We start from the raw sequence: 19191 nt of genomic DNA, 5'->3' as shown, positions 1-19191 counted from the left end.
ATTGGATGTATACTGCTAATAATACTGATATAATCAGTATATCAATATTAGTTTAGTGTTGCAAGATAATAATATTTGGGAGGAATTCGTCATGGAAAAATTAACGCATATCAAAGAAGTGAAAAAGCCTCGAATCGGTCTTTATACCGTGGGTTTGAAACACTACTGGAATCAGTTTCCAGGTTTAAAGGAGCGTTTGCTGGAATACGGAAAATTCATTGAAAGTAAACTAGAAGGGATGACAGGAACTTCGATCTTTAATTTTGGACTCGTAGATACGGCGGATTCGGGGCTGAGCGCAGGAGATTATTTCAACGGAAATAATGTGGACTTAATTTTCTGCCATAGTGGAACCTATGTCACCAGTGACTGCGTACTGCCCGTTCATCAGGTCTGCAAAGCTCCGGTGGTGGTTCTTAACCTGCAGCCGGCAGCAAGGATTAATTACAGGAGAACAACGACTGGTGAATGGCTGGCCCACTGTGGAGCCTGTGGGGTACCGGAAATTTCTAATGCCTTTAACCGGGCAGGTATTAAGTTCCGGGTAATTAATGGTTTATTAGGACTTATAAGGACACCGGATCTATCCTTAACGGATGAAGTAACTGCTGACAGACCGGAAGCCATAAAGGCATATAAAGAGATGGAAGAGTGGATTAAAGCTGCATCTGTAAAACGTGCATTAAACCATGCAAGATTTGGATTTTTGGGCAATACCTACAGCGGAATGCTTGATATGTACAGTGATTTTACCATGCTTCAGGCTCAGACCGGTATTCATATCGAAGTTCTGGAGATGTGTGAGCTGGATCGTCAGCTGAACTTGGTAACAGAAGAGGAAATACAGGATAAAATAAATGAAATTTATGATATCTTTGAAATCAGTGGGGATTCTAAAGCAGATCCAAATGCGAAAAAACCGACAGAAGAACAGCTCTATTGGTCAGCCAAGGTAGCGGCGGCGCAGGAAAGGCTGGTTAAGGCTTATAATCTGGATGCCCTGACTTATTACTATCACGGGGTACCAGGAGGAGAATATGAGAAATTACAGAGTGGATTTATTGTAGGGCATTCCCTGCTTACGGCAAAAGGAATACCTTGTTCCGGCGAGGGAGATTTAAAGACTGCCCTGGCGATGAAAATCTGTGATATCCTGGGGACAGGCGGAAGCTTCTGTGAAATCGTAGTGACAGATTATTTAGACGGAACCATCCTTTTAGGTCATGATGGTCCATTCCATATCGGGATTGCCAAAGGAAAACCAATTCTTAGAGGGTTAGGACTTTATCACGGAAAGCAGGGAACCGGAGTTTCTGTAGAAGCAAAGGTACGTACTGGTAATATAACGACCCTGAATATGACTCAGACCTGTGATGGCAGGCTAAAAATGATAACCAGTGAAGCGGAATCAACTGACGGTGCTATCATGACCATCGGAAATACCCAGACACCCGTCAGGTTTAAAAAAGATCCGGATACTTACATGACAGAATGGTTTGCGGAAGCACCGACCCACCATTTTGCCATGTCAATAGGACATAATGCGTCTGTTTTAGACAAAACAGCCGATCTGCTTACTATAAAACATATAATCCTAAATAAGTGAAAATATAGAAAAGACGCTGCTGCATAATATAATTCTTATTCTAAGCCAATTCTGTTAGCTGATAAGTTTGCAGCAGCCTCTTCTTAACTCAGGTTCAAAACCTGCATATGTGTAAAACCTGTAAGAATACAAAAATTGTAAATATGCAAAAACTGTATATATTCAAAACCTATAAGTATGCAAAAACTGTATGTATTCAAAACCTGTAAGTATGCAAAAACTGAAATCATGCAAAATCAGCAAGTATGCAAAACACGCAAATAAATAAAACCTGTAATGTATACAAAATCTGTAATTTTACAATAGCTACAAGTAGATTACAACCCAATATTTAAGCTTCTGTATTGTCTTCACTGGAAGCAGCAGCTTCATGCATATAGGGGATTTTAACAAAGGTTTCAAAATCCTTATTGAAACATTTTTTCAGATCATCACTGTAACCAATAACTATATGAGGCTGATTCTGTGCAAGAACTTTCAGAACATCATTAACATAAGCAGCAGATTTCATAGATATTGTGAATTTCCTCTTTTTTCTGGTATAAATAATTAAGGATTTTGTAACCCCTGTTTTTATGCCATTGGTTTTATGGGTGATTTCTTCTAAATAAGCCCAGATAATATCATTATGGTTGAGGATTTTGGCATAAAACCCAGTAAAAAAGTATAAAAAGCTTTCGCCGATTCTTACATGTTCTACCTGGACTGCATTAGCAAAATCGTGATCAAGCCGTTCTAAACTCAGGGTGCCTTCATTTGCCTTTACATATTTCTTGATTGAAGATAAATACCCGCCGGATAACCCTTTAATTAGGAGAAATAGCACTGAAATAAGTACGAGTCCAATTAATCCTAAAATAACATAAAGTGTTGTCTCATCTAATTGTCCAATCTGGTCAACCGTGAGTACATAGGGAAGTGCAACCTCTTTAAAATCTTCCGGAGTATAACCTTCCATCAGACCGGCAGACTCAAACCATTCATAATAATAATCGGAGGCGTCTGCGTCCATTTCAGTAAAGGTGCCCTGAACCGCCATGGTGGTAGTCAAAGTTTCGCGATCTCCTAATAAGTATTCATAAGTTTCGTTATTGATTTTATCTGCAATTCCAAAATCCCGTTTGCTTACCTTGAGTGCATAATATTTATCCCCAAAAGGAACCACATAATATCTTGACTGGACATCATCTGAGCCGTCGTCATTCTTGGAGTAATACTCTCCAAAGGAATCGTACAGAGCTTTTATTTCGCCTTTGGTATAGGTGTTATTCAGTTCGTCCGCAGACAGAGAATCCAAATCTGCCGGTCCTTTGAACAGTTTGAGGGCATCGGAACCAAATATTGCGGATAAGATAATAATCGCAGCAATGCCCAGTGTGATGAAGCCTGTTACCTTTTTCATAGATAGTCGTTTTAATTCATTAAACATTTCCCAATCCCTTTTCAAGGTATTTGACTACCTTGACCCTTTTCTTCTGAAATTAAAAATGCCGTTATAATTCCAGGCTCATGGTAGAATATAATAGTCTGTGAATTTGTTAACAGCACTCTTAGAATTAATAGTAAAATAGAAAAGATTGGATGTCAAGATATTTTGTCTAGGAGTATAGTTTCATTCTTTTGACTGGAAAATCCATTCCGCTCCTAAAATGGATTTTAATGTAAATCCCTTCAGTCTTTTGGCCAAAACCAGCGAAGGATCAGTCTGGGTGTTTTACTATCCAACAGGTTTGCATCCGCCTTCTCTTTCGTGCCAATTCTCGGCATATTGCTATTGCTGATTCCCAGGTTTTGCAGGCTATAAGCTTACTATGATAAGGACTGAGACATGGTTAGGCAGTAATAACAAAATTCTTCCAATTTGCTGGACATTATAAAGAGAGCAGAGTAAAATAATAACTAAAGATTAGAAAGGAACTAAGGAAAATATAAGAATTGAAAGGGTGCCGCAATAGGTTTTTTCATAGGCTGCAAGAAAAATATATTCTTCCAAAGCGAAAGAAAATACATTATTTCAACCTGTTTATTTAAGGCATGCAAAGGGTTAAACATGAGGATTATAGCTATTATGGGAACTTTATACTTAATTATCATAAATATAGCAGGCTTTGCTGCCATGGGAATTGATAAGCACCGGGCAAAAAAGGCTCAATGGCGGGTAAAAGAAAAAACACTGTTCCTTCTTGCAGTAATCGGAGGTAGTGCCGGAGCTATATTAGGGATGCAGTATTTCCGTCATAAAACAAAACACACTGGTTTCGTTTTTGGGATGCCGGCTATATTGATTGCCCAGATTGTTCTGGCAGCATTTTTATATTATATACATATTGTATGATTAATTAGAAAGCAGGACTTAGAGGAGTAGTCCTTTAGGAGTTTTAAGAATTATATAAAAGTTCATTGAAAACAAGTTTAGGAAATAGTATAATTGTTTAATACGCTAAAGCTTTAGTGCGTAAATGCACTAAAATGCTATGATTCAATATAACGTATAGTTTTAACTGGATTTAATTTAGATTTAACTTAAATTACAAGAATTGGGTTTATAATTCTATACAAAGGACAGCAATTTTGGGGAATAAACAATGAATAATAGGTCTTAACACCTCAAAAGATGAAAGGAGACTTAATTTTGAAAGAAAAAGTAATTATGCTGGGGAATGAAGCATTTGCCAGAGGTGCCTATGAGGCAGGGGTCAAGGTTTCTGCGGCTTATCCAGGAACACCCAGTACGGAAATCAGTGAAAATATAATTAAGTACAAAGAAATCTATGCCGAATGGTCACCGAATGAAAAAGTAGCAATGGAAGTAGCAATTGGTGCCTCTATAAGCGGAGTCAGAGCGTTAGCCTCTATGAAGCATGTTGGGCTTAATGTGGCTGCAGATCCGTTGTTTACTGCAGCATATACAGGAGTAAACGCAGGTTTGGTGGTTGTGGTAGCCGATGATCCCGGTCTTTACAGTTCTCAGAATGAACAGGATACCAGAGCAGTCGCAAGGGCAGCCAAAGTACCGGTATTAGAACCTGCGGATAGTAAAGAAGCCAAGGATTTTATAAAGTTTGCCTATGAGTTAAGCGAAAAGTATGATACACCGGTAATTGTCCGAAGTACTACCAGATTATCACACTCCCAGGGGATGGTGGAATTAGAGGAACGAGTAGTACCAGAAGACAAGGTATACGAACGAAATACAGCAAAATATGTTATGATGCCGGGAAATGCAAAATTCAGGCATCTGGCAGTGGAGCAAAGAGAAAATGCCATGGCTTTGGAAGGGTGTAAGTATCCGGTAAACCGTATAGAATATCAGGATAAACAGATTGGCTTTATTACCTCTGGCATTCCATATCAATATGTAAAAGAAGCATTTCCGGAAGCCTCCGTACTTAAATTAGGATTGCTGAATCCCTTGCCAAGGAATTTAATCGAAGAATTTGCAGATAACGTAGATAAATTATACATAGTGGAAGAATTGGACCCGGTCATTGAAGAACAGGTAAAATCCTGGGGGATTAAGGCTGTTGGCAAGGAGATATTTACGGTTCAGGGGGAATACAGCGTCAATCTGCTTCGTACGGCAGTTAACGGGGAAAACCTTAACCTAAAAGCACCTGCTGAGGTACCCCAAAGGCCACCAATCCTATGTCCAGGATGTCCTCACAGAAGTGTATTTTCCGTTATGAATAAATTGAAACTGCATGGTGCCGGAGATATTGGCTGTTATACATTAGGTGCTGTTGCACCCTTAAGTGTGGTAGACACTACGATTTGTATGGGTGCCAGCATTAGTTCCCTTCATGGCATGGAAAAGGCCAGGGGCAAAGCTTATATTAAAAACTGGGTGGCGGTGATTGGAGATTCCACCTTTATGCATACGGGTATTAATTCACTGATGAATATGGTATATAACCAGAGCACCGGAACCGTTTTAATATTGGATAACTCTACCACGGGAATGACAGGTCATCAGGATCATGCAGCCACCGGTAAGACTTTAATGGGGGAGACAACCTATTCCATTGACCTGGAAGCATTATGTAAAGCAATCGGTGTTAAACATGTGGAGGTAGTGCCCGCCTTTGATACGGATAAGCTTACAAAAGTTTTAAAAGAAGAGACTGCCAGAGAGGAAATTTCCGTTATTATTACAAAAGCACCCTGTGTGTTGTTGAATAAGAAGAAAATAACCAGTCAATATAGAGCAATACCGTCAGCCTGTAAAAAATGCGGTATGTGCCTAAAACCCGGATGTCCTGCAATAACGAAAAATCAGGATGGAACCGTTTGGATTAATGATACCATGTGCAATGGCTGCGGTTTGTGTTATGGCTCCTGTAAGTTTAATGCCATAGAGAAAGTGGAGGTATAATGCCATGAAGACAAAGAATATTATGATAGTCGGCGTAGGTGGACAGGGAACCTTGCTTACCAGCCGAATCCTTGGCGGAATTACCCTGGGTGCAGGTTTTGACGTGAAATTATCAGAAGTACATGGGATGGCACAAAGAGGGGGAAGTGTTGTAACCTTTGTGCGCTACGGGGAGAAGGTTTATGAACCCATAGTAGAAGCCGGTCAGGCAGACGTATTGATTGCTTTTGAAAAGCTGGAAGCACTGCGGTATGCTCACTTTCTGAAAGAAGATGGGGTTATTATTGTAAATAACCACCGTATAGATCCTATGCCGGTAGTAATTGGTTCAGCCAATTACCCCGAGGATATCATAGAAAATCTGATGGAAAAATACAAGGTAATACAAGTGGATGCTATGGAGGAAGCCAAAAAATTGGGGAATACCAGGACTTTTAACATAGTAATCTTAGGGGTAGCGGCCAAACACATGAACTTTACCAAAGAAGACTGGTTACATGTAATTGAAAATACCGTGCCGTCAAAGACGGTACAAGTGAATAAGCAGGCATTTGAAGCAGGATATAATCTGCATGCCGGTGCATAGTCAGGTGCAGTATAGGAAATTCGTAGTAACAAAAAAAAGTACTTAAACCTTAATGGCAAACGGAAGTAAGACAAATGATGAGGAGGATTAATGTATGATATGGAATGAAACAAAAGAATGTATGAGCCGGGATGAGATGAGCAATCTTCAAAGTGCCAGACTTAAAAAAATGGTAGACAGAGTTTATCACAATGTAGAATTTTACCGTAAGAAAATGCAGCAGCTGGGGCTGGAACCCGGAGATATTAAGGGTATCGAAGATTTAAATAAACTGCCCTTTACGACTAAGAATGATTTAAGGGATAATTATCCTTTTGGATTATTTGCAATTCCTGAGTCAGAGGTAGTTAGAATCCATGCATCCTCCGGAACTACCGGAAAGGCTACCGTTGTTGGGTATTCCAGAAGGGATATTGAACACTGGCAGGAATGCGTTGCAAGAGTACTTGCAATGGCAGGTATTGGTAAGAAGGATAAAATCCAGGTATCCTATGGTTATGGTTTATTTACAGGTGGTTTAGGGCTGCATTACGGTGCAGAAAACCTGGGAGCAACAGTTATTCCCATGTCCTCCGGCAATACGAAAAAACAGATTACTATGATGGAGGATTTCGGCTGTACAGCGATTGCCTGTACCCCTTCCTATTTACTTCACATTGCAGAAACGCTGGAGGAAGCTGGAAAGCTGGATAAAATCAAGTTAAAAGCTGCAATTCTTGGTGCTGAACCCTGGACTGAAAATATGCGGCGGGAGATCGAATCTAAACTAAGTCTCAAAGCTTATGATATTTATGGTTTAAGTGAAATCATGGGACCCGGTGTTGCGGCCGATTGTGAGTATCATAACGGACTACATGTCTATGAGGATCATTTTATTCCAGAGATTATTAATCCGGATACTTTACAGCCGGCAGCAGAAGGAGAAATAGGTGAACTGGTATTTACAACTGTTACAAAAGAAGCTTTGCCTTTATTCCGTTACCGCACCAAAGATTTAACCAGCATTACATATGATAAATGTGAATGCGGTAGAACATTAGCGCGCATTTCAAGATTCAAAGGACGTTCAGATGATATGCTAATTATCCGTGGGGTTAACGTATTTCCTTCCCAGGTGGAGGCTGCTTTACTTGAAATCGGAGAGACCAGTCCCCATTACTTATTAATAGTAGACCGTGTAAATAACCTGGATATTTTGGAAGTATGGGTAGAAGTCGAGGAACGTTTTTTCTCTGATGAAATTAAAGAACTGGAGAATCTGACGAAGAAGATCGCACATGTCCTTCAGGCAGCACTTGGACTGGCTGTTAAGGTAAAACTCGTGGAGCCGAAGACCATTGAGAGAAGTGAAGGAAAAGCCAAACGTGTTATAGATAAACGTAAATTAGTCTAGACATGCGTTAGGCTTCGCCAAACGTGTTATAGATAAACGTAAATTAGTCTAGATATCGTTAGGTTTAGCCATTGGGTTTTATTGATATTTTTATAGGAAACTGAAAACGGGAGAAGGTGATTAAATATGTTAATTAAACAACTATCGGTATTTATTGAAAACAGGGCAGGAAGGCTTGAGAAGGTGACGGAGACAATGGATGAGAATAATATTAATATTATTTCTGCCAGTTTAGCGGATACCTCAGAATATGGAATATTCCGTTTGATCGTATCGGAACCGGAAAGAGCCAGGACAGTGTTAAAAGAATCCGGTTTTTCTGCTAATCTGACAGATGTTATAGCAGTTAAGCTGCCCCATAAAGTAGGTATGCTGCATCAGCTGTTTAAAACCCTTGCAAAAGACAGCATCAGTGTTGAGTATATGTATGCATTATCCTCAAGTGAGATCGGCTCCATGATATTGAAGGTTTCAGATGTGAATAAAGCCCTTGAGACCTTGCGGCAAAGCAATTTCGATATGTTAAAAGCAGAAGAAGCATATAGTATAAATTAAGCCTTGATATAAATGGCAGCTGTAGTTTCTTACTTTTATTAAAGCTGTCAGAGAATATACCATTAGTTAAAAAGCTGCTGTAATACAAAAGGTTATAGTGTGAAAATAATTGGAATACTAATCCATTTTATTCTGCGCAGAAACACTTTTATTTACAGCAGCTTAAACTAAATAATTCATTAAAGATATTAAATTCAGACATTGATTATTTGGGCTTTTTAATTTCATTAACTTTTAACTCCAACATATCTAGAAACTCTTTTTTTTCGGATGGGCTCAACTTGCCATATAGATTAAATAATTTCTTTTCATCACTGGTGAGCTGTATTACACGGGGAGGTACGGCATTTTGCTTTATATTTGCCGGCTTTATCGTATAGTCCACATTCTCATGCAGTGTCTCATGGACGATGGGGGTCGTGTGGTTATTGATCAATTCCCCTATGTCAACTTGATATAACTTAGATAATTTCAGCAATGTCAGATAATCCGGGTTTCGTAAGCCTGCTTCATAATGAGCATAACCCTGCCGCGTCATATTTAGATATTGGCCGACTTTACTCTGGGTTAAATGCATTCTGGTACGCAATTCGCGCAATTTGTCTTTCAATAATAATTCAGACATGCCAAACCCCCTTACGAATTTATATGCTTTTCCATTGATTGAAAGCTGATAGATTGTATTAAAGTATTCAATTATTATATTCGTATGATAATAGGGAAAATGTTATACTTGAGTAATAATTAATACTAAGTTACGATATATCAATTAAACTATTATACCAATTTGATTAAAAAATTTCTGATAAAGCAACAAAATGTAGCTTTAGCCGATATCTGACTGTTTTCTACAAAAAAATATTAATAATATGAATCTATTTAAATAATATATAAAAAATAAGAAAAATTCAAACAAAAAATAAATGAAAAATGTATATTTTCGCATGAAAATCTACAAAATAATATTTGACAGAATGGATAAATAGTGATATGATTAATGTGTTGCATTAGATGCAATAGATATAACTGTCACTATATGTAACAGTAATTTTAATTTATTTGGAGGAATTATCATGAACAAAGGTACAGTAAAATGGTTCAACAATCAAAAAGGTTTTGGATTTATCTCTGACGAACAAGGCAACGATGTATTCGTACATTACTCAGGACTTAACATGGATGGCTTCAAGTCTTTAGAAGAAGGACAAGAAGTTGCTTTTGATGTTGTTCAAGGAGCTAAAGGACCTCAGGCTACTAACGTAACTAAATTATAATCAACAAAGTTTTCAGTGTACCTTTTTCTATATATATAAATTTTAAGAATGATTATTTTTAACATTTTTATACAGAAATAGCTATATTGTTAGGAACGAAATTGATTAAAGGTTATCCTTCGGGATAACCTTTTTTTTAACCTTGAATTCGTAACATAGGCTATATTATATTAAAAGTTTTATAACAGGGAGGCAATACGATGCTGATAACTTTTTTGCCAATCAATATAAAAATCCAGGCAGAAGCCGGTATCAATCTATTTCAGACAGCAAGGGAAAATGGAATTGGTATAAGCGGAGTCTGTTCCGGTAATAAAACCTGCGGAAAATGTAAAGTCCTTATTACAAAAGGAAACCATAGGGAATATAAAAAAGAGGAATTGGAGTTACTGAATCAGAAAGAACTGGAACAGGGAATAAGACTGGCCTGTTGTTTTACGGTTCGTGAAGATACCTGTGTGATTTTGTCGGAAGAAGATACCAGGCATGTTTCTGACTTTAAATCTGATGTTTCTCCAGATGGAAATTGGATGCTAAAGGGAAAATCAGGTGATGAGGAAGGCTTTACTAGTGATAATTTCAAGTACGGTATTGCATTTGATCTCGGAACCACATCTGTGGCTGCTGAATTATGGAATTTAACTACCGGTAAGAGCCTTTTGCAGATTAGTGCCTTAAATCCTCAAAGCAGTTACGGTGCTGATGTAATTTCAAGAATAACTTATGCATTAAGCAAAACGGAGAACAGAGAAAGGCTGACGATGTTAATACGGCAATGCTGTAACCGTTTGATCCATGAGCTGACAGAGGAATGTAAAATAAATATTACAGATATAGGTAAAGTGACGGCCGCCGGTAATACCACTATGGTCCATCTATTTCTTGGCCGACCTGTAGATACCCTTTCTAAAGTACCCTTTACCGGCATTTCCTATGAGGGAGAAGAAAGAAAGCCTTGTGATATGGACTTTGATATGAATGAAAATGGAGTTATATATGTATTGCCTGGTATTGGTGGTCATGTCGGTTCGGATACCTTAGGGTGTATCGTATCAAACGATCTTTATGAAACACAAGAAACTATTTTGCTAGTGGATATTGGCACGAATGGTGAGATTGTGCTTGCAAGGGGCGGAACGCTTATCGTTTGCTCTACGGCTGCCGGACCTGCCTTTGAAGGTGCAGCCCTGTATCAGGGAATGCGTGCGGTAAAGGGTGCGATTACACAAGTAAAGATTAGTGATGGAATGATCAGGGTTGAATATATCGGTTCTGATATTCCCGGAATAAAACCGGAAGGTATATGTGGTTCGGGAATTATAGAAGCAGCGTCAGAGCTGCTGAAAAACGGCATGATGGATACAACAGGACGCCTTCTGGGGGAAGCCGGAGATAAAAATTATATTTCTCTTTGGGAGGAAGGTAATAAGGAAGTCAGAGTTACCCAGAAAGATATCAGAGAACTCCAGCTTGCCAAGGGTGCCATTTATGCCGGAATGAAGATATTACTTAAAAAGGAAGGAATAACCTTTGACGATGTGGATAAGATATATTTGGCTGGTGCCTTTGGAACCAATCTGGATGTGAAAAAGGCTATGCATATTGGTCTGATCCCGGATATAAATCCTGATAAGTATAGATATATTGGCAATGGTGCTTTAGCAGGGGCGGCAATGCTTCTTCTTGATAAAATATCAAGATCAGCAGCAGAACAGATTGCAAAAAAGGTCAGTCATCTGGAACTGGCCTTAAGAGAAGATTTTGAAACAGAATTTATGAATGCGGTCTCATTTCCTGAAGGATAAGATATACGTATCATAGTGATGAAATATCAGGATAGATGAAGAACTATCTTTATAATGAAGAATCTATATAATGAAGAATCTATATAATGAAGAATCTTTATTATGAAGAATCTTTATAATGGAATATCTTGATATTGGTATATCTTTAACCTTCAGGGGAAGGATTGTATGTAATAATAAGGTGATATAGGAGTGAATACATCGGCTTAAATAAAACCAGAGTAATTAAAAAATTGCCGATACCATGAGGAATATCAAAGGGGATACCGGTTATCCAGTAAGCAAAGGCAGTATGAAAACCAGTTCGGATAGTTCCGTCTGATAAACCTATAAAAAAGTAGGGAATTGCGCATAATGCTCCAAAGGAAAAACCAAAGCCACCGGAAATAATTGCCCATAGGAGAGGAGAACGTTCTTTTTTGAATATCCTGGTAATACCATAGAGACCAAACCAGATATAAAGATAGTTCAGCCACCATAACCCAAATCCGTATAATAACAATTCGAGAATAATAAAAACAGCAATAATATATAACGTTTTTTTATTCATTATTAATGTATAAATTATTATCAGAAATGAAATCAATTCCACATTTGGAATCATCCTAAAAGCAACTTGGACCACAAACAAGATAGCACCAAGCATACCAATGATAACAATATCCTTTATCCGCATTTTAGTAACCTACTGTTAAGGTGATTTCAAAATGGTCTCCATCTTTTATAGGTGTCTGATCAACACTGGTATTAATGGTTTCACCCTGGGAGGTAAAGCACCACCATTCCTGCTTGCTGTCATCTGCGGTTCTGCCGTCAACAGTTTTTACAAAAAGACCATATTCGGATTCATCTCCTGAGATCAGTCCGATTTGCTCTAACGCACCTCGTAAATATTCCTCATCTGTCTTAATATCAAAGGATTTACTGGTGCCGTCATCCAATTTGACTTCTACGGTAATACTCTTTGATCCCAGCGTTGTTTTTGGCTTAAACTGATAGTATAGCAATGTCATAACTGAGGCTATTACAATCAGGATTAACAGACCAATTACAATTTTCTTCGTATTTTTTGTTTCCATATTAAACTCCAATCTGTGCGCGGTGGGCACCTAAAATCAAGATGTTGAAAAAATAGTAATAATTTTTCAATTAAACTCCAATCTGTGGGCTGTGGGTACCTATAAATCAGGATGTTGAAAAAACGGTATTATTCTTTGACTTAATTCCTTCGCTGATAAATGGCAACAAAAAAAGTTCCTCAGCTGATTGGATAAGGAACACACATTTATAATACTGACAGAGGTGCCTGATAATCACAAAAATATAGTCAGATAATAAACAGCATGGTATTCAAAAAAAAGGAATTCCTATGCAGCAGTCAGTAATATTGTACGTTTCCCCAAAACCTCGTGGCGGTTACAGTACGAAATCAAGCAGGTTTTCTGACTTATGAATCAGCATTTACTTTGAATCTTCCCAAGTAAGGTTACTCAGTGATTATTAACAGTATCTTATACTGCCTCGGTAAACTCCTCATATACAGCGGCGAGACCGTACAGGCTTTGAACCTGTTTCCCTATTAACTCCATATTCCTTAAATCTGCTTTGCAGTAATATATGGAGCCACTTGATATCTTATCTATACCAGGAGTAAATCAGAATCAGGACGGCTGCAAAATCAAAGAATTGCTGAACTTTGAAATAAAAGGACGATGTTATTGAAAATTTCATTCAGGTATTTTGATTAGAACTATGCAGCAATGTCTTATGATTTAAACTCATTGGATAGTTGAAGTATAGCATTACAAATTTTACTTGTCAACCTGACAAAAAGCCGGAACAATAAATCATCAGCAGGCCAGATTCGAAAAATGTGTTTTTTAGATTAATGCAAGCAAAGAATTAACTTAATATTTATTCAAAAATTAGCTTGCACTTTTTTATAAAGTGGATTATTCTAGTAATTATATAAATGAATTGTCACAGAAGGAGAATTACTATGAGTATAAAGAAACAATCGTTTGGTAAAACAAAAGAAGGAGTAGAAGCTACTCTTTTTGTTTTGAAAAATAAAAAAGGAATGACCGTAACCTTTACGGATTATGGTGCCAACATTGTTAATATCCTTGTTCCGGATAAAAACGGCAATTATGATGATGTAGTTTTAGGTTATGATAATGTTACGGGTTATGAAGGCAATGCGCCGGGCTTTGGTTCCTTTATCGGACGCCATGCCAATCGTATCGGCGGTGCTTCTTTTGAATTAAACGGTAAAAAATACGAGCTTGAGAAAAATGATGGTGAGAATAACTTACATGGAGGATTTAAAGGTTACAATAAGTTTATGTATGAAGTAGAAACCTTTGAAGATGAAGATTCAGACTCTATTGAATTTTCCAGATTAAGTCCTCATATGGAACAGGGCTTCCCCGGAAATCTTGATATCAGCGTAACTTATACTCTGACCGATGACAATGAACTGGTAATTGAATACCTTGCTGTTTCTGATAAAGATACCATAGTTAATTTAACAAACCACTCCTATTTTAACCTTGCCGGACATAAATCCGGTTCTGTCCTGGATCATCAGGTCATGTTGGATGCAGATAAGTTCACACCTACAGATGACGCGTTGATCCCTACCGGTGAGATTCGTGATGTAACTGGAACGCCTATGGATTTTAGAACATTAAAACCAATCGGACAAGATATCGAAGCTAATTACGGACCATTAAAACAGGCCGGAGGTTATGATCATAATTATGTATTAAATATAAGCGGCAGCGAAGTAGAAAAGATCGGTGAATTAGTAGAGGATAAAACAAAGAGAAAGATGGAAATATTTACGAATATGACAGGAATTCAGTTATATACCGGTAATTTTATCAATGCAGAAAAAGGTAAAGATGGCTTTGTATATCAAAAACGTGCCGGTGTCTGCTTTGAGACCCAGTACTTCCCGGATTCCTGTAATCGGTCAGAATTTCCTTCTTGCGTCTTAAAAGCGGGTAATGAATATGACTTTGTGACAGTATTCAAATTTTCAACCAAATAAAATAAAAGTGCTTATCGTCCTTTTTAACAGGAGATAAGCACTTTTTTAATAATCCGGTATATAATTATTTAGTACCGTAGATTCTGTCACCGGCATCACCAAGACCGGGAAGAATATAACCATGTTCATTTAATCTTTCATCTAATGTACCAATGTAAACATCCACATCAGGATGAAGCTCAGTTAAGCGTTTTACACCTTCCGGTGCAGCAATTAAACATAAGAAATGGATTTTGCTAATCCCTTTATTCTTTAATAATGTAATTGCGGCACTTGCTGAACCACCTGTTGCGAGCATGGGATCTACTACGAATATCTCTCGTTCATCGGCGTCAACTGGAAGCTTACAGAAATATTCTACCGGTTCAAGAGTTTCTTCGTTGCGGTATAAACCAATATGACCAACTTTAGCATTAGGAATCAGATTTAAAATACCATCGGCCATATGAAGGCCTGCCCTTAAAATCGGAACAATACAGAGTTTCTTTCCTGCAATTTCATGCGCAATTGTTTTAACGAGAGGTGTTTCTATCTCGATATCAGCAAGAGGAAGCTCTCTTGTTGCCTCATAGCAAATCAGCATGGCAACTTCGGACACTAAATCACGAAACTCCTTGGTAGAAGTCGTTTTGCGTCTCATAATTCCGATTTTGTGCTGAATTAATGGGTGATCCATAATAATAACTTTAGACATAACCTTGCCTCCAAATATTTTTGACTTATTATATTATGCCCCTAAAAATGAACATAATTATTTACTTTAAGAATCATTATAACAAAGTTTAATGTCTAAGAAAAGCATAAATTTAATTTTATTGTATTTTTTAATAATTACGAGTTATGGAGATTATGTGATTTGGGGAGACTATTTGAAGGTTTTATAAGAATAAAAAATTTTTACCGTATCTGGTCTATAGACAGAGGAGAAGCCCGGTAGAGGGGGGAGGGTAACTACCAGGCTTTGTTTTATGAAAAAAATTATCTTATTAGCTATTTAGGTGTAACTCAATTACCATGAATTTATTATAATAGACATATATGTTTATAGTATGGATTATTTATGAACAATTTGTGAATAAATAAAAAATTTAGAATTTTCTTATAATAGGCAGAATTCTCAGGATTTACAAAGGTTACAAATACAAAAGGAACAAATACTAAGAGAAACATCTAAAATCCAAAGCAAAAAATATTTGTATGGAGTGTCAAAATAGATGAGAGGATGGTATCAGCATGGCAAGTATATTTAAAAAATTAATCAGTAAAGAACTTGGTGAAAATAATTACAATAAATATTTCTTTGTATGTCAAAAAAGTCTGCAGAACAAGGTATTTGACAGTAAAGAAATATACAATGATATTTATGAACATCTAAAGAATAAAGACAGAACTGCAATAAAAAAGATGCAGCAGCGGTTAAATGATACCATGTTTTTGGCTATGCGTATTGTGAAAACCTATTTTTTCTCTTTTCTATTTTTTATTGGAGCTATCTTTTACCTGTTAACAAAAGATATTAATCCCCTTATAACCTTTTTAAGTATCGTGCTAATGAGTTTTTGTTTTTTAGGAAAAACCTATCAGTTTATTGTTAATAAATATTGTTTTATTGATGCTCAGATTGTTCTGGTGTATAAAACAGTTTTAGACCGGATTCTTCTTATTAATGAACAGGAACAGCCTTAGGACCTTAGATGTTTCACAAATCCTGATTCTTCAAGAGTAAATTCTTTGAAGGAATCAGGATTTTTCTTTTAATAGCAGAAGTATAGAAAATATACCGATAAACAGAGGAGAAGCCCGGTAGAGGGGAGGGTAACTACCAGGCTTTATTTTATGAAAAAGTTTTCTTATAAGCTTTTTTTGGGTATTACATAAATAAATGTTAAAATAACTTAATTAGGTATTTCTTAATTACTATGTTATTATTATATTAGACATATATGTTCACAGCGTGGCTGAATCGTGAACATTCTGTGAATATTTTTATAATTTGGATGAATTTAGGAAAAATATTATGGAAAAGCTGTTTATTGCTTGACAGATTTCTAAGATATGCATTACTATGTACAAATACTTGGGCAAATAGAAATGAATTCTAACTATAAGTATCATTTAGTAAATGTGGAAAGCGAAATAATATTGACAAAATCCTTCCATAAGACTAATATCCAGAAGAATATTCGTATAAGTTTATCTTAAACCTTAAATATCTTATCGAATAGATGGCAAGCTTACCTATTTGGTAAATATTTAATTTAATTGATACAAGTAATGCAAATTACTTTAATTAGTGAGGCAAACATACAACAAAAACGGAACTTTCACATATTTTTAGGAGGTTTTACATAATGGAGGAAAAAATTTTAATTGTGGATGACGAAAAAGGTATTTTAGAAGCAATATCCTATGCGTTCAAGCGGGAAGGGTATGTGGTCGAAACTGCCGGTGATGGAGAAGAAGCACTTACTAAAGCATCAGACTTTGGTACAGGAGTGCTGATACTTGATATTATGATGCCCAAAATGAGCGGAATTGAGGTGTGTAAAAGGCTGAGTGACCGAAAAGACCTGGGAATTTTACTGCTTACGGCGAAAAATGACATTGTGGATAAGGTAGTAGGATTTGAATTTGGTGCGGATGATTACATTACAAAACCTTTTGATATGAGGGAACTAATAGCAAGGGTAAAAGCCCTGTTTCGCAGACTACAGAAAAACAGTGAAAAACAACAGGTTACAAAAATAAAGATAAAAGAACTTGAGGTAATACAGTCCCAGAGGAAAGTACTTCTAAAGGGTGAACAGCTGGAACTGACCCCGAAAGAATTTGATTTACTATATCTGCTGCTTTCAAACCCAGAGCGGGTATATGAACGGGAGCAGCTGCTTGATTTGGTATGGGGGATGGAGTACATAGGCGGAACTAGAACCGTAGATATTCATGTACAAAGATTAAGAAGCAAATTAGGTATGCAATACCAGGATCTGATACAGACGGTATATGGTGTGGGATACAAATCCATCGGTGATGTTTATGAAGCCAGGTCTTAAACTAAAATCCAGTCTGTTTCTGGCGGTTCTTTTATTAATGACAGTTATGGCCCTTAGTTTCCTGATTCTTAGTGGTGTTAAAAATAATCAGATCAGACAGAATGAAACTTATTTGACGGAACAGGGCGTTATTGCAGGTAATTATATTAAACAGATGTATCTGATGGAATCGGTAAAAGACCCAGAGGTATTTGTCAAAGAACGGGGAACAGAGCTTGTAAAAAGATTTGAAATGCTTACCCAAATGCAGGTTGTATTATATGATATGAATGGAGAAGAAGTAGCAGATTCCATCCCGTTAGCAGCTAAAACTGATATAAAAGAGCTGCTTCACTACGCACTTAAGGATATTAATACCTATACCCTAGAAGGGGATACCATGATTTTTCTGGCACCTCTTCACAATTCAGGAAAACAAATCGGTGTAGTACAGTTTAATTATTCCATACAAAAGGACAGGTTGTTTTATGAAAAACTGGAACAGCTTTTTTGGTATGCAGGTATTTTTATATTCATAAGCTGCTTTTTGTGTGGTTATTTTTATATTAACCCCATTACCAAAGGAATTTTAAATTTAAAGCACACTGCACAACGGATTGAAGAAGGAGATTACAGTGATATAAAACCCTTAAAACGCAGGGATGAGCTGGGGGATTTAAGCAGAAATATTTATTATATGGGAAACAGAATTAAAAACCAGCTAGAGGAGATGAAGGCGGAGCAGGATAATTTAAAAATGGCGGTAGAAAAACTGGAGATTCTTGGAGTTCAACAAAAACAATTTATAGGCAATGTTACCCATGAATTTAAAACACCATTAACGGTTATCAAAGCCTATGCCGATCTCATGAATCTGTACCAGGATGATCCGAAGCTTTTAGAGGAAGCAAAGGGAAATATTGATACGGAAATTAGTAAGCTAACCACAATGATAGATCAGGTCCTGACATTATCCGCCCTTGAAAACTATAACTTTGAATTTCACCCGGAACAAATAGCTTTAGATTTAGTTATGAAAGAAATCTGTGACCGCCTTATGAGTAAAGCAAAGCAGCACAATATAACATTACATATGGAGCTTGATCAGATTACTATACTGGCGGATAAGGAAAGGATGTCACAGGTATTTATAAACCTTATAGATAATGCTATAAAATACAACAAGGAAGAGGGACATATCTGGGTAAGCTTAAACGAAAACATGGGAGAAGCCTGTATACAGATTAAGGATACGGGCATTGGGATTCCGGAGGAAGCCAGAGATAAGATATTTACTCCTTTTTATACAGTTAATAAAGCCTACCCCGGAAGTACTGGTCTTGGTCTGGCACTAGTGTGGGAACTCGTGAAAAAACAGGGCGGACGGATAGAGCTTTTGGAGAATCCCGAGGAAGGAACTTTATTTGAAATCAGGTATCCGCTGTAACAATTGTTTACAAGTTTGAAACAATTCGTTTTATGAATGAAAAACTCTTATGGTAGTATCTGTATA

Annotated in this window: 17 protein-coding genes and 1 riboswitch; of the genes, 12 read left to right on the top strand and 5 right to left on the bottom strand. The window is 37.1% G+C overall.

Going from position 1 to position 19191, the window contains the following annotated elements; genetic code table 11:
* Nucleotides 1-91: 91 nt before the first annotated feature.
* The gene (locus tag QA584_RS21415; RefSeq protein ID WP_278271142.1) at nucleotides 92-1606 is read left to right on the top strand and encodes an L-fucose/L-arabinose isomerase family protein; all 1515 of its coding nucleotides are present in this window, start codon (nucleotides 92-94) and stop codon (nucleotides 1604-1606) included.
* A 331-nt stretch (nucleotides 1607-1937) separates the two neighbouring features.
* Here QA584_RS21415 and QA584_RS21410 read toward each other — a convergent pair whose 3' ends face one another.
* On the bottom strand, nucleotides 1938-3035 hold the full coding sequence (locus QA584_RS21410; RefSeq protein ID WP_278271141.1) for a DUF6709 family protein: 1098 nt from the start codon (nucleotides 3033-3035) through the stop codon (nucleotides 1938-1940).
* A 621-nt stretch (nucleotides 3036-3656) separates the two neighbouring features.
* On the opposite strand from QA584_RS21410, the gene QA584_RS21405 reads away from it, so the two are divergent.
* From QA584_RS21405 to QA584_RS21385, 5 genes are all read left to right on the top strand, one after another.
* Nucleotides 3657-3941 carry a DUF1294 domain-containing protein gene (locus tag QA584_RS21405; protein ID WP_278271140.1) on the top strand — a complete coding sequence of 95 codons (285 nt, stop codon included), beginning with the start codon at nucleotides 3657-3659 and terminating at the stop codon, nucleotides 3939-3941.
* A 297-nt stretch (nucleotides 3942-4238) separates the two neighbouring features.
* Complete coding sequence (gene iorA, locus QA584_RS21400) at nucleotides 4239-5978, top strand: indolepyruvate ferredoxin oxidoreductase subunit alpha (protein WP_278271139.1); 1740 nt, start codon at nucleotides 4239-4241, stop codon at nucleotides 5976-5978.
* Between the two features lie 4 nt (nucleotides 5979-5982).
* Nucleotides 5983-6564: an indolepyruvate oxidoreductase subunit beta gene (locus QA584_RS21395; RefSeq protein WP_278271138.1), complete on the top strand. Its 582-nt coding sequence runs from the start codon at nucleotides 5983-5985 to the stop codon at nucleotides 6562-6564.
* Between the two features lie 94 nt (nucleotides 6565-6658).
* Nucleotides 6659-7957: a phenylacetate--CoA ligase family protein gene (locus QA584_RS21390; protein WP_278271137.1), complete on the top strand. Its 1299-nt coding sequence runs from the start codon at nucleotides 6659-6661 to the stop codon at nucleotides 7955-7957.
* A 126-nt stretch (nucleotides 7958-8083) separates the two neighbouring features.
* Complete coding sequence (locus tag QA584_RS21385) at nucleotides 8084-8512, top strand: ACT domain-containing protein (RefSeq protein ID WP_278271136.1); 429 nt, start codon at nucleotides 8084-8086, stop codon at nucleotides 8510-8512.
* Between the two features lie 205 nt (nucleotides 8513-8717).
* Here QA584_RS21385 and QA584_RS21380 read toward each other — a convergent pair whose 3' ends face one another.
* Entirely contained in the window at nucleotides 8718-9137 is a 420-nt protein-coding gene (locus QA584_RS21380; RefSeq protein ID WP_278271135.1) for a helix-turn-helix domain-containing protein, read from the bottom strand.
* 448 nt (nucleotides 9138-9585) lie between these two features.
* Here QA584_RS21380 and QA584_RS21375 point away from each other — a divergent pair, with 448 nt between their 5' ends.
* Both QA584_RS21375 and QA584_RS21370 read left to right on the top strand, forming a co-directional pair.
* The gene (locus tag QA584_RS21375; protein ID WP_033165096.1) at nucleotides 9586-9786 is read left to right on the top strand and encodes a cold-shock protein; all 201 of its coding nucleotides are present in this window, start codon (nucleotides 9586-9588) and stop codon (nucleotides 9784-9786) included.
* A 200-nt stretch (nucleotides 9787-9986) separates the two neighbouring features.
* Entirely contained in the window at nucleotides 9987-11591 is a 1605-nt protein-coding gene (locus QA584_RS21370; protein ID WP_278271134.1) for an ASKHA domain-containing protein, read from the top strand.
* Nucleotides 11592-11736: 145 nt separating this feature from the next.
* Here QA584_RS21370 and QA584_RS21365 read toward each other — a convergent pair whose 3' ends face one another.
* Nucleotides 11737-12267: a hypothetical protein gene (locus tag QA584_RS21365; protein WP_278271133.1), complete on the bottom strand. Its 531-nt coding sequence runs from the start codon at nucleotides 12265-12267 to the stop codon at nucleotides 11737-11739.
* Between the two features lies 1 nt (nucleotide 12268).
* A complete protein-coding gene (locus QA584_RS21360) occupies nucleotides 12269-12670 on the bottom strand; it encodes a DUF4430 domain-containing protein (RefSeq protein WP_278271132.1) in 402 nt (133 codons plus the stop codon).
* Nucleotides 12671-13006: 336 nt separating this feature from the next.
* Nucleotides 13007-13234, bottom strand: a riboswitch (cobalamin riboswitch).
* A 356-nt stretch (nucleotides 13235-13590) separates the two neighbouring features.
* Between QA584_RS21360 and QA584_RS21355 the strand changes: the two genes are divergently transcribed.
* A complete protein-coding gene (locus QA584_RS21355; protein WP_278271131.1) occupies nucleotides 13591-14646 on the top strand; it encodes an aldose epimerase family protein in 1056 nt (351 codons plus the stop codon).
* Nucleotides 14647-14710: 64 nt separating this feature from the next.
* Here the strand turns inward: QA584_RS21355 and upp are convergent, their stop codons facing one another.
* Nucleotides 14711-15340 carry a uracil phosphoribosyltransferase gene (gene upp, locus QA584_RS21350; protein ID WP_278271130.1) on the bottom strand — a complete coding sequence of 210 codons (630 nt, stop codon included), beginning with the start codon at nucleotides 15338-15340 and terminating at the stop codon, nucleotides 14711-14713.
* 539 nt (nucleotides 15341-15879) lie between these two features.
* Between upp and QA584_RS21345 the strand changes: the two genes are divergently transcribed.
* The 3 genes from QA584_RS21345 to QA584_RS21335 all read left to right on the top strand — a co-directional run bounded on the left by QA584_RS21345 (nucleotide 15880) and on the right by QA584_RS21335 (nucleotide 19125).
* Entirely contained in the window at nucleotides 15880-16332 is a 453-nt protein-coding gene (locus QA584_RS21345) for a hypothetical protein (RefSeq protein WP_278271129.1), read from the top strand.
* Nucleotides 16333-16997: 665 nt separating this feature from the next.
* Complete coding sequence (locus QA584_RS21340) at nucleotides 16998-17699, top strand: response regulator transcription factor (protein ID WP_278271128.1); 702 nt, start codon at nucleotides 16998-17000, stop codon at nucleotides 17697-17699.
* Nucleotides 17683-19125, top strand: a complete 1443-nt coding sequence (locus QA584_RS21335; RefSeq protein ID WP_278271127.1) for a sensor histidine kinase — start codon at nucleotides 17683-17685, stop codon at nucleotides 19123-19125. The genes QA584_RS21340 and QA584_RS21335 overlap by 17 nt, the downstream gene beginning before the upstream one ends.
* The last annotated feature ends 66 nt before the right edge of the window (nucleotides 19126-19191 follow it).

It is taken from the genome of Anaerocolumna sp. AGMB13025 (assembly GCF_029689925.1).
In the GTDB taxonomy this organism is placed as follows: Bacteria; Bacillota; Clostridia; order Lachnospirales; family Lachnospiraceae; genus Anaerocolumna.
The sequence above is the reverse complement of the archived record's forward strand: the minus strand, read 5'-3'. Positions and strand labels throughout refer to the sequence as shown.

What these genes read in the sequence shown, in the direction of transcription:
- QA584_RS21415 (WP_278271142.1), top strand. Translation starts at nt 92, where the DNA reads ATGGAAAAATTAACGCATATCAAAGAAGTGAAAAAGCCTCGAATCGGT.
- QA584_RS21410 (WP_278271141.1), bottom strand. Translation starts at nt 3,035, where the DNA reads ATGTTTAATGAATTAAAACGACTATCTATGAAAAAGGTAACAGGCTTC.
- QA584_RS21405 (WP_278271140.1), top strand. Translation starts at nt 3,657, where the DNA reads ATGAGGATTATAGCTATTATGGGAACTTTATACTTAATTATCATAAAT.
- QA584_RS21395 (WP_278271138.1), top strand. Translation starts at nt 5,983, where the DNA reads ATGAAGACAAAGAATATTATGATAGTCGGCGTAGGTGGACAGGGAACC.
- QA584_RS21390 (WP_278271137.1), top strand. Translation starts at nt 6,659, where the DNA reads ATGATATGGAATGAAACAAAAGAATGTATGAGCCGGGATGAGATGAGC.
- QA584_RS21385 (WP_278271136.1), top strand. Translation starts at nt 8,084, where the DNA reads ATGTTAATTAAACAACTATCGGTATTTATTGAAAACAGGGCAGGAAGG.
- QA584_RS21380 (WP_278271135.1), bottom strand. Translation starts at nt 9,137, where the DNA reads ATGTCTGAATTATTATTGAAAGACAAATTGCGCGAATTGCGTACCAGA.
- QA584_RS21375 (WP_033165096.1), top strand. Translation starts at nt 9,586, where the DNA reads ATGAACAAAGGTACAGTAAAATGGTTCAACAATCAAAAAGGTTTTGGA.
- QA584_RS21370 (WP_278271134.1), top strand. Translation starts at nt 9,987, where the DNA reads ATGCTGATAACTTTTTTGCCAATCAATATAAAAATCCAGGCAGAAGCC.
- QA584_RS21365 (WP_278271133.1), bottom strand. Translation starts at nt 12,267, where the DNA reads ATGCGGATAAAGGATATTGTTATCATTGGTATGCTTGGTGCTATCTTG.
- QA584_RS21360 (WP_278271132.1), bottom strand. Translation starts at nt 12,670, where the DNA reads ATGGAAACAAAAAATACGAAGAAAATTGTAATTGGTCTGTTAATCCTG.
- QA584_RS21355 (WP_278271131.1), top strand. Translation starts at nt 13,591, where the DNA reads ATGAGTATAAAGAAACAATCGTTTGGTAAAACAAAAGAAGGAGTAGAA.
- upp (WP_278271130.1), bottom strand. Translation starts at nt 15,340, where the DNA reads ATGTCTAAAGTTATTATTATGGATCACCCATTAATTCAGCACAAAATC.
- QA584_RS21345 (WP_278271129.1), top strand. Translation starts at nt 15,880, where the DNA reads ATGGCAAGTATATTTAAAAAATTAATCAGTAAAGAACTTGGTGAAAAT.
- QA584_RS21340 (WP_278271128.1), top strand. Translation starts at nt 16,998, where the DNA reads ATGGAGGAAAAAATTTTAATTGTGGATGACGAAAAAGGTATTTTAGAA.
- QA584_RS21335 (WP_278271127.1), top strand. Translation starts at nt 17,683, where the DNA reads ATGAAGCCAGGTCTTAAACTAAAATCCAGTCTGTTTCTGGCGGTTCTT.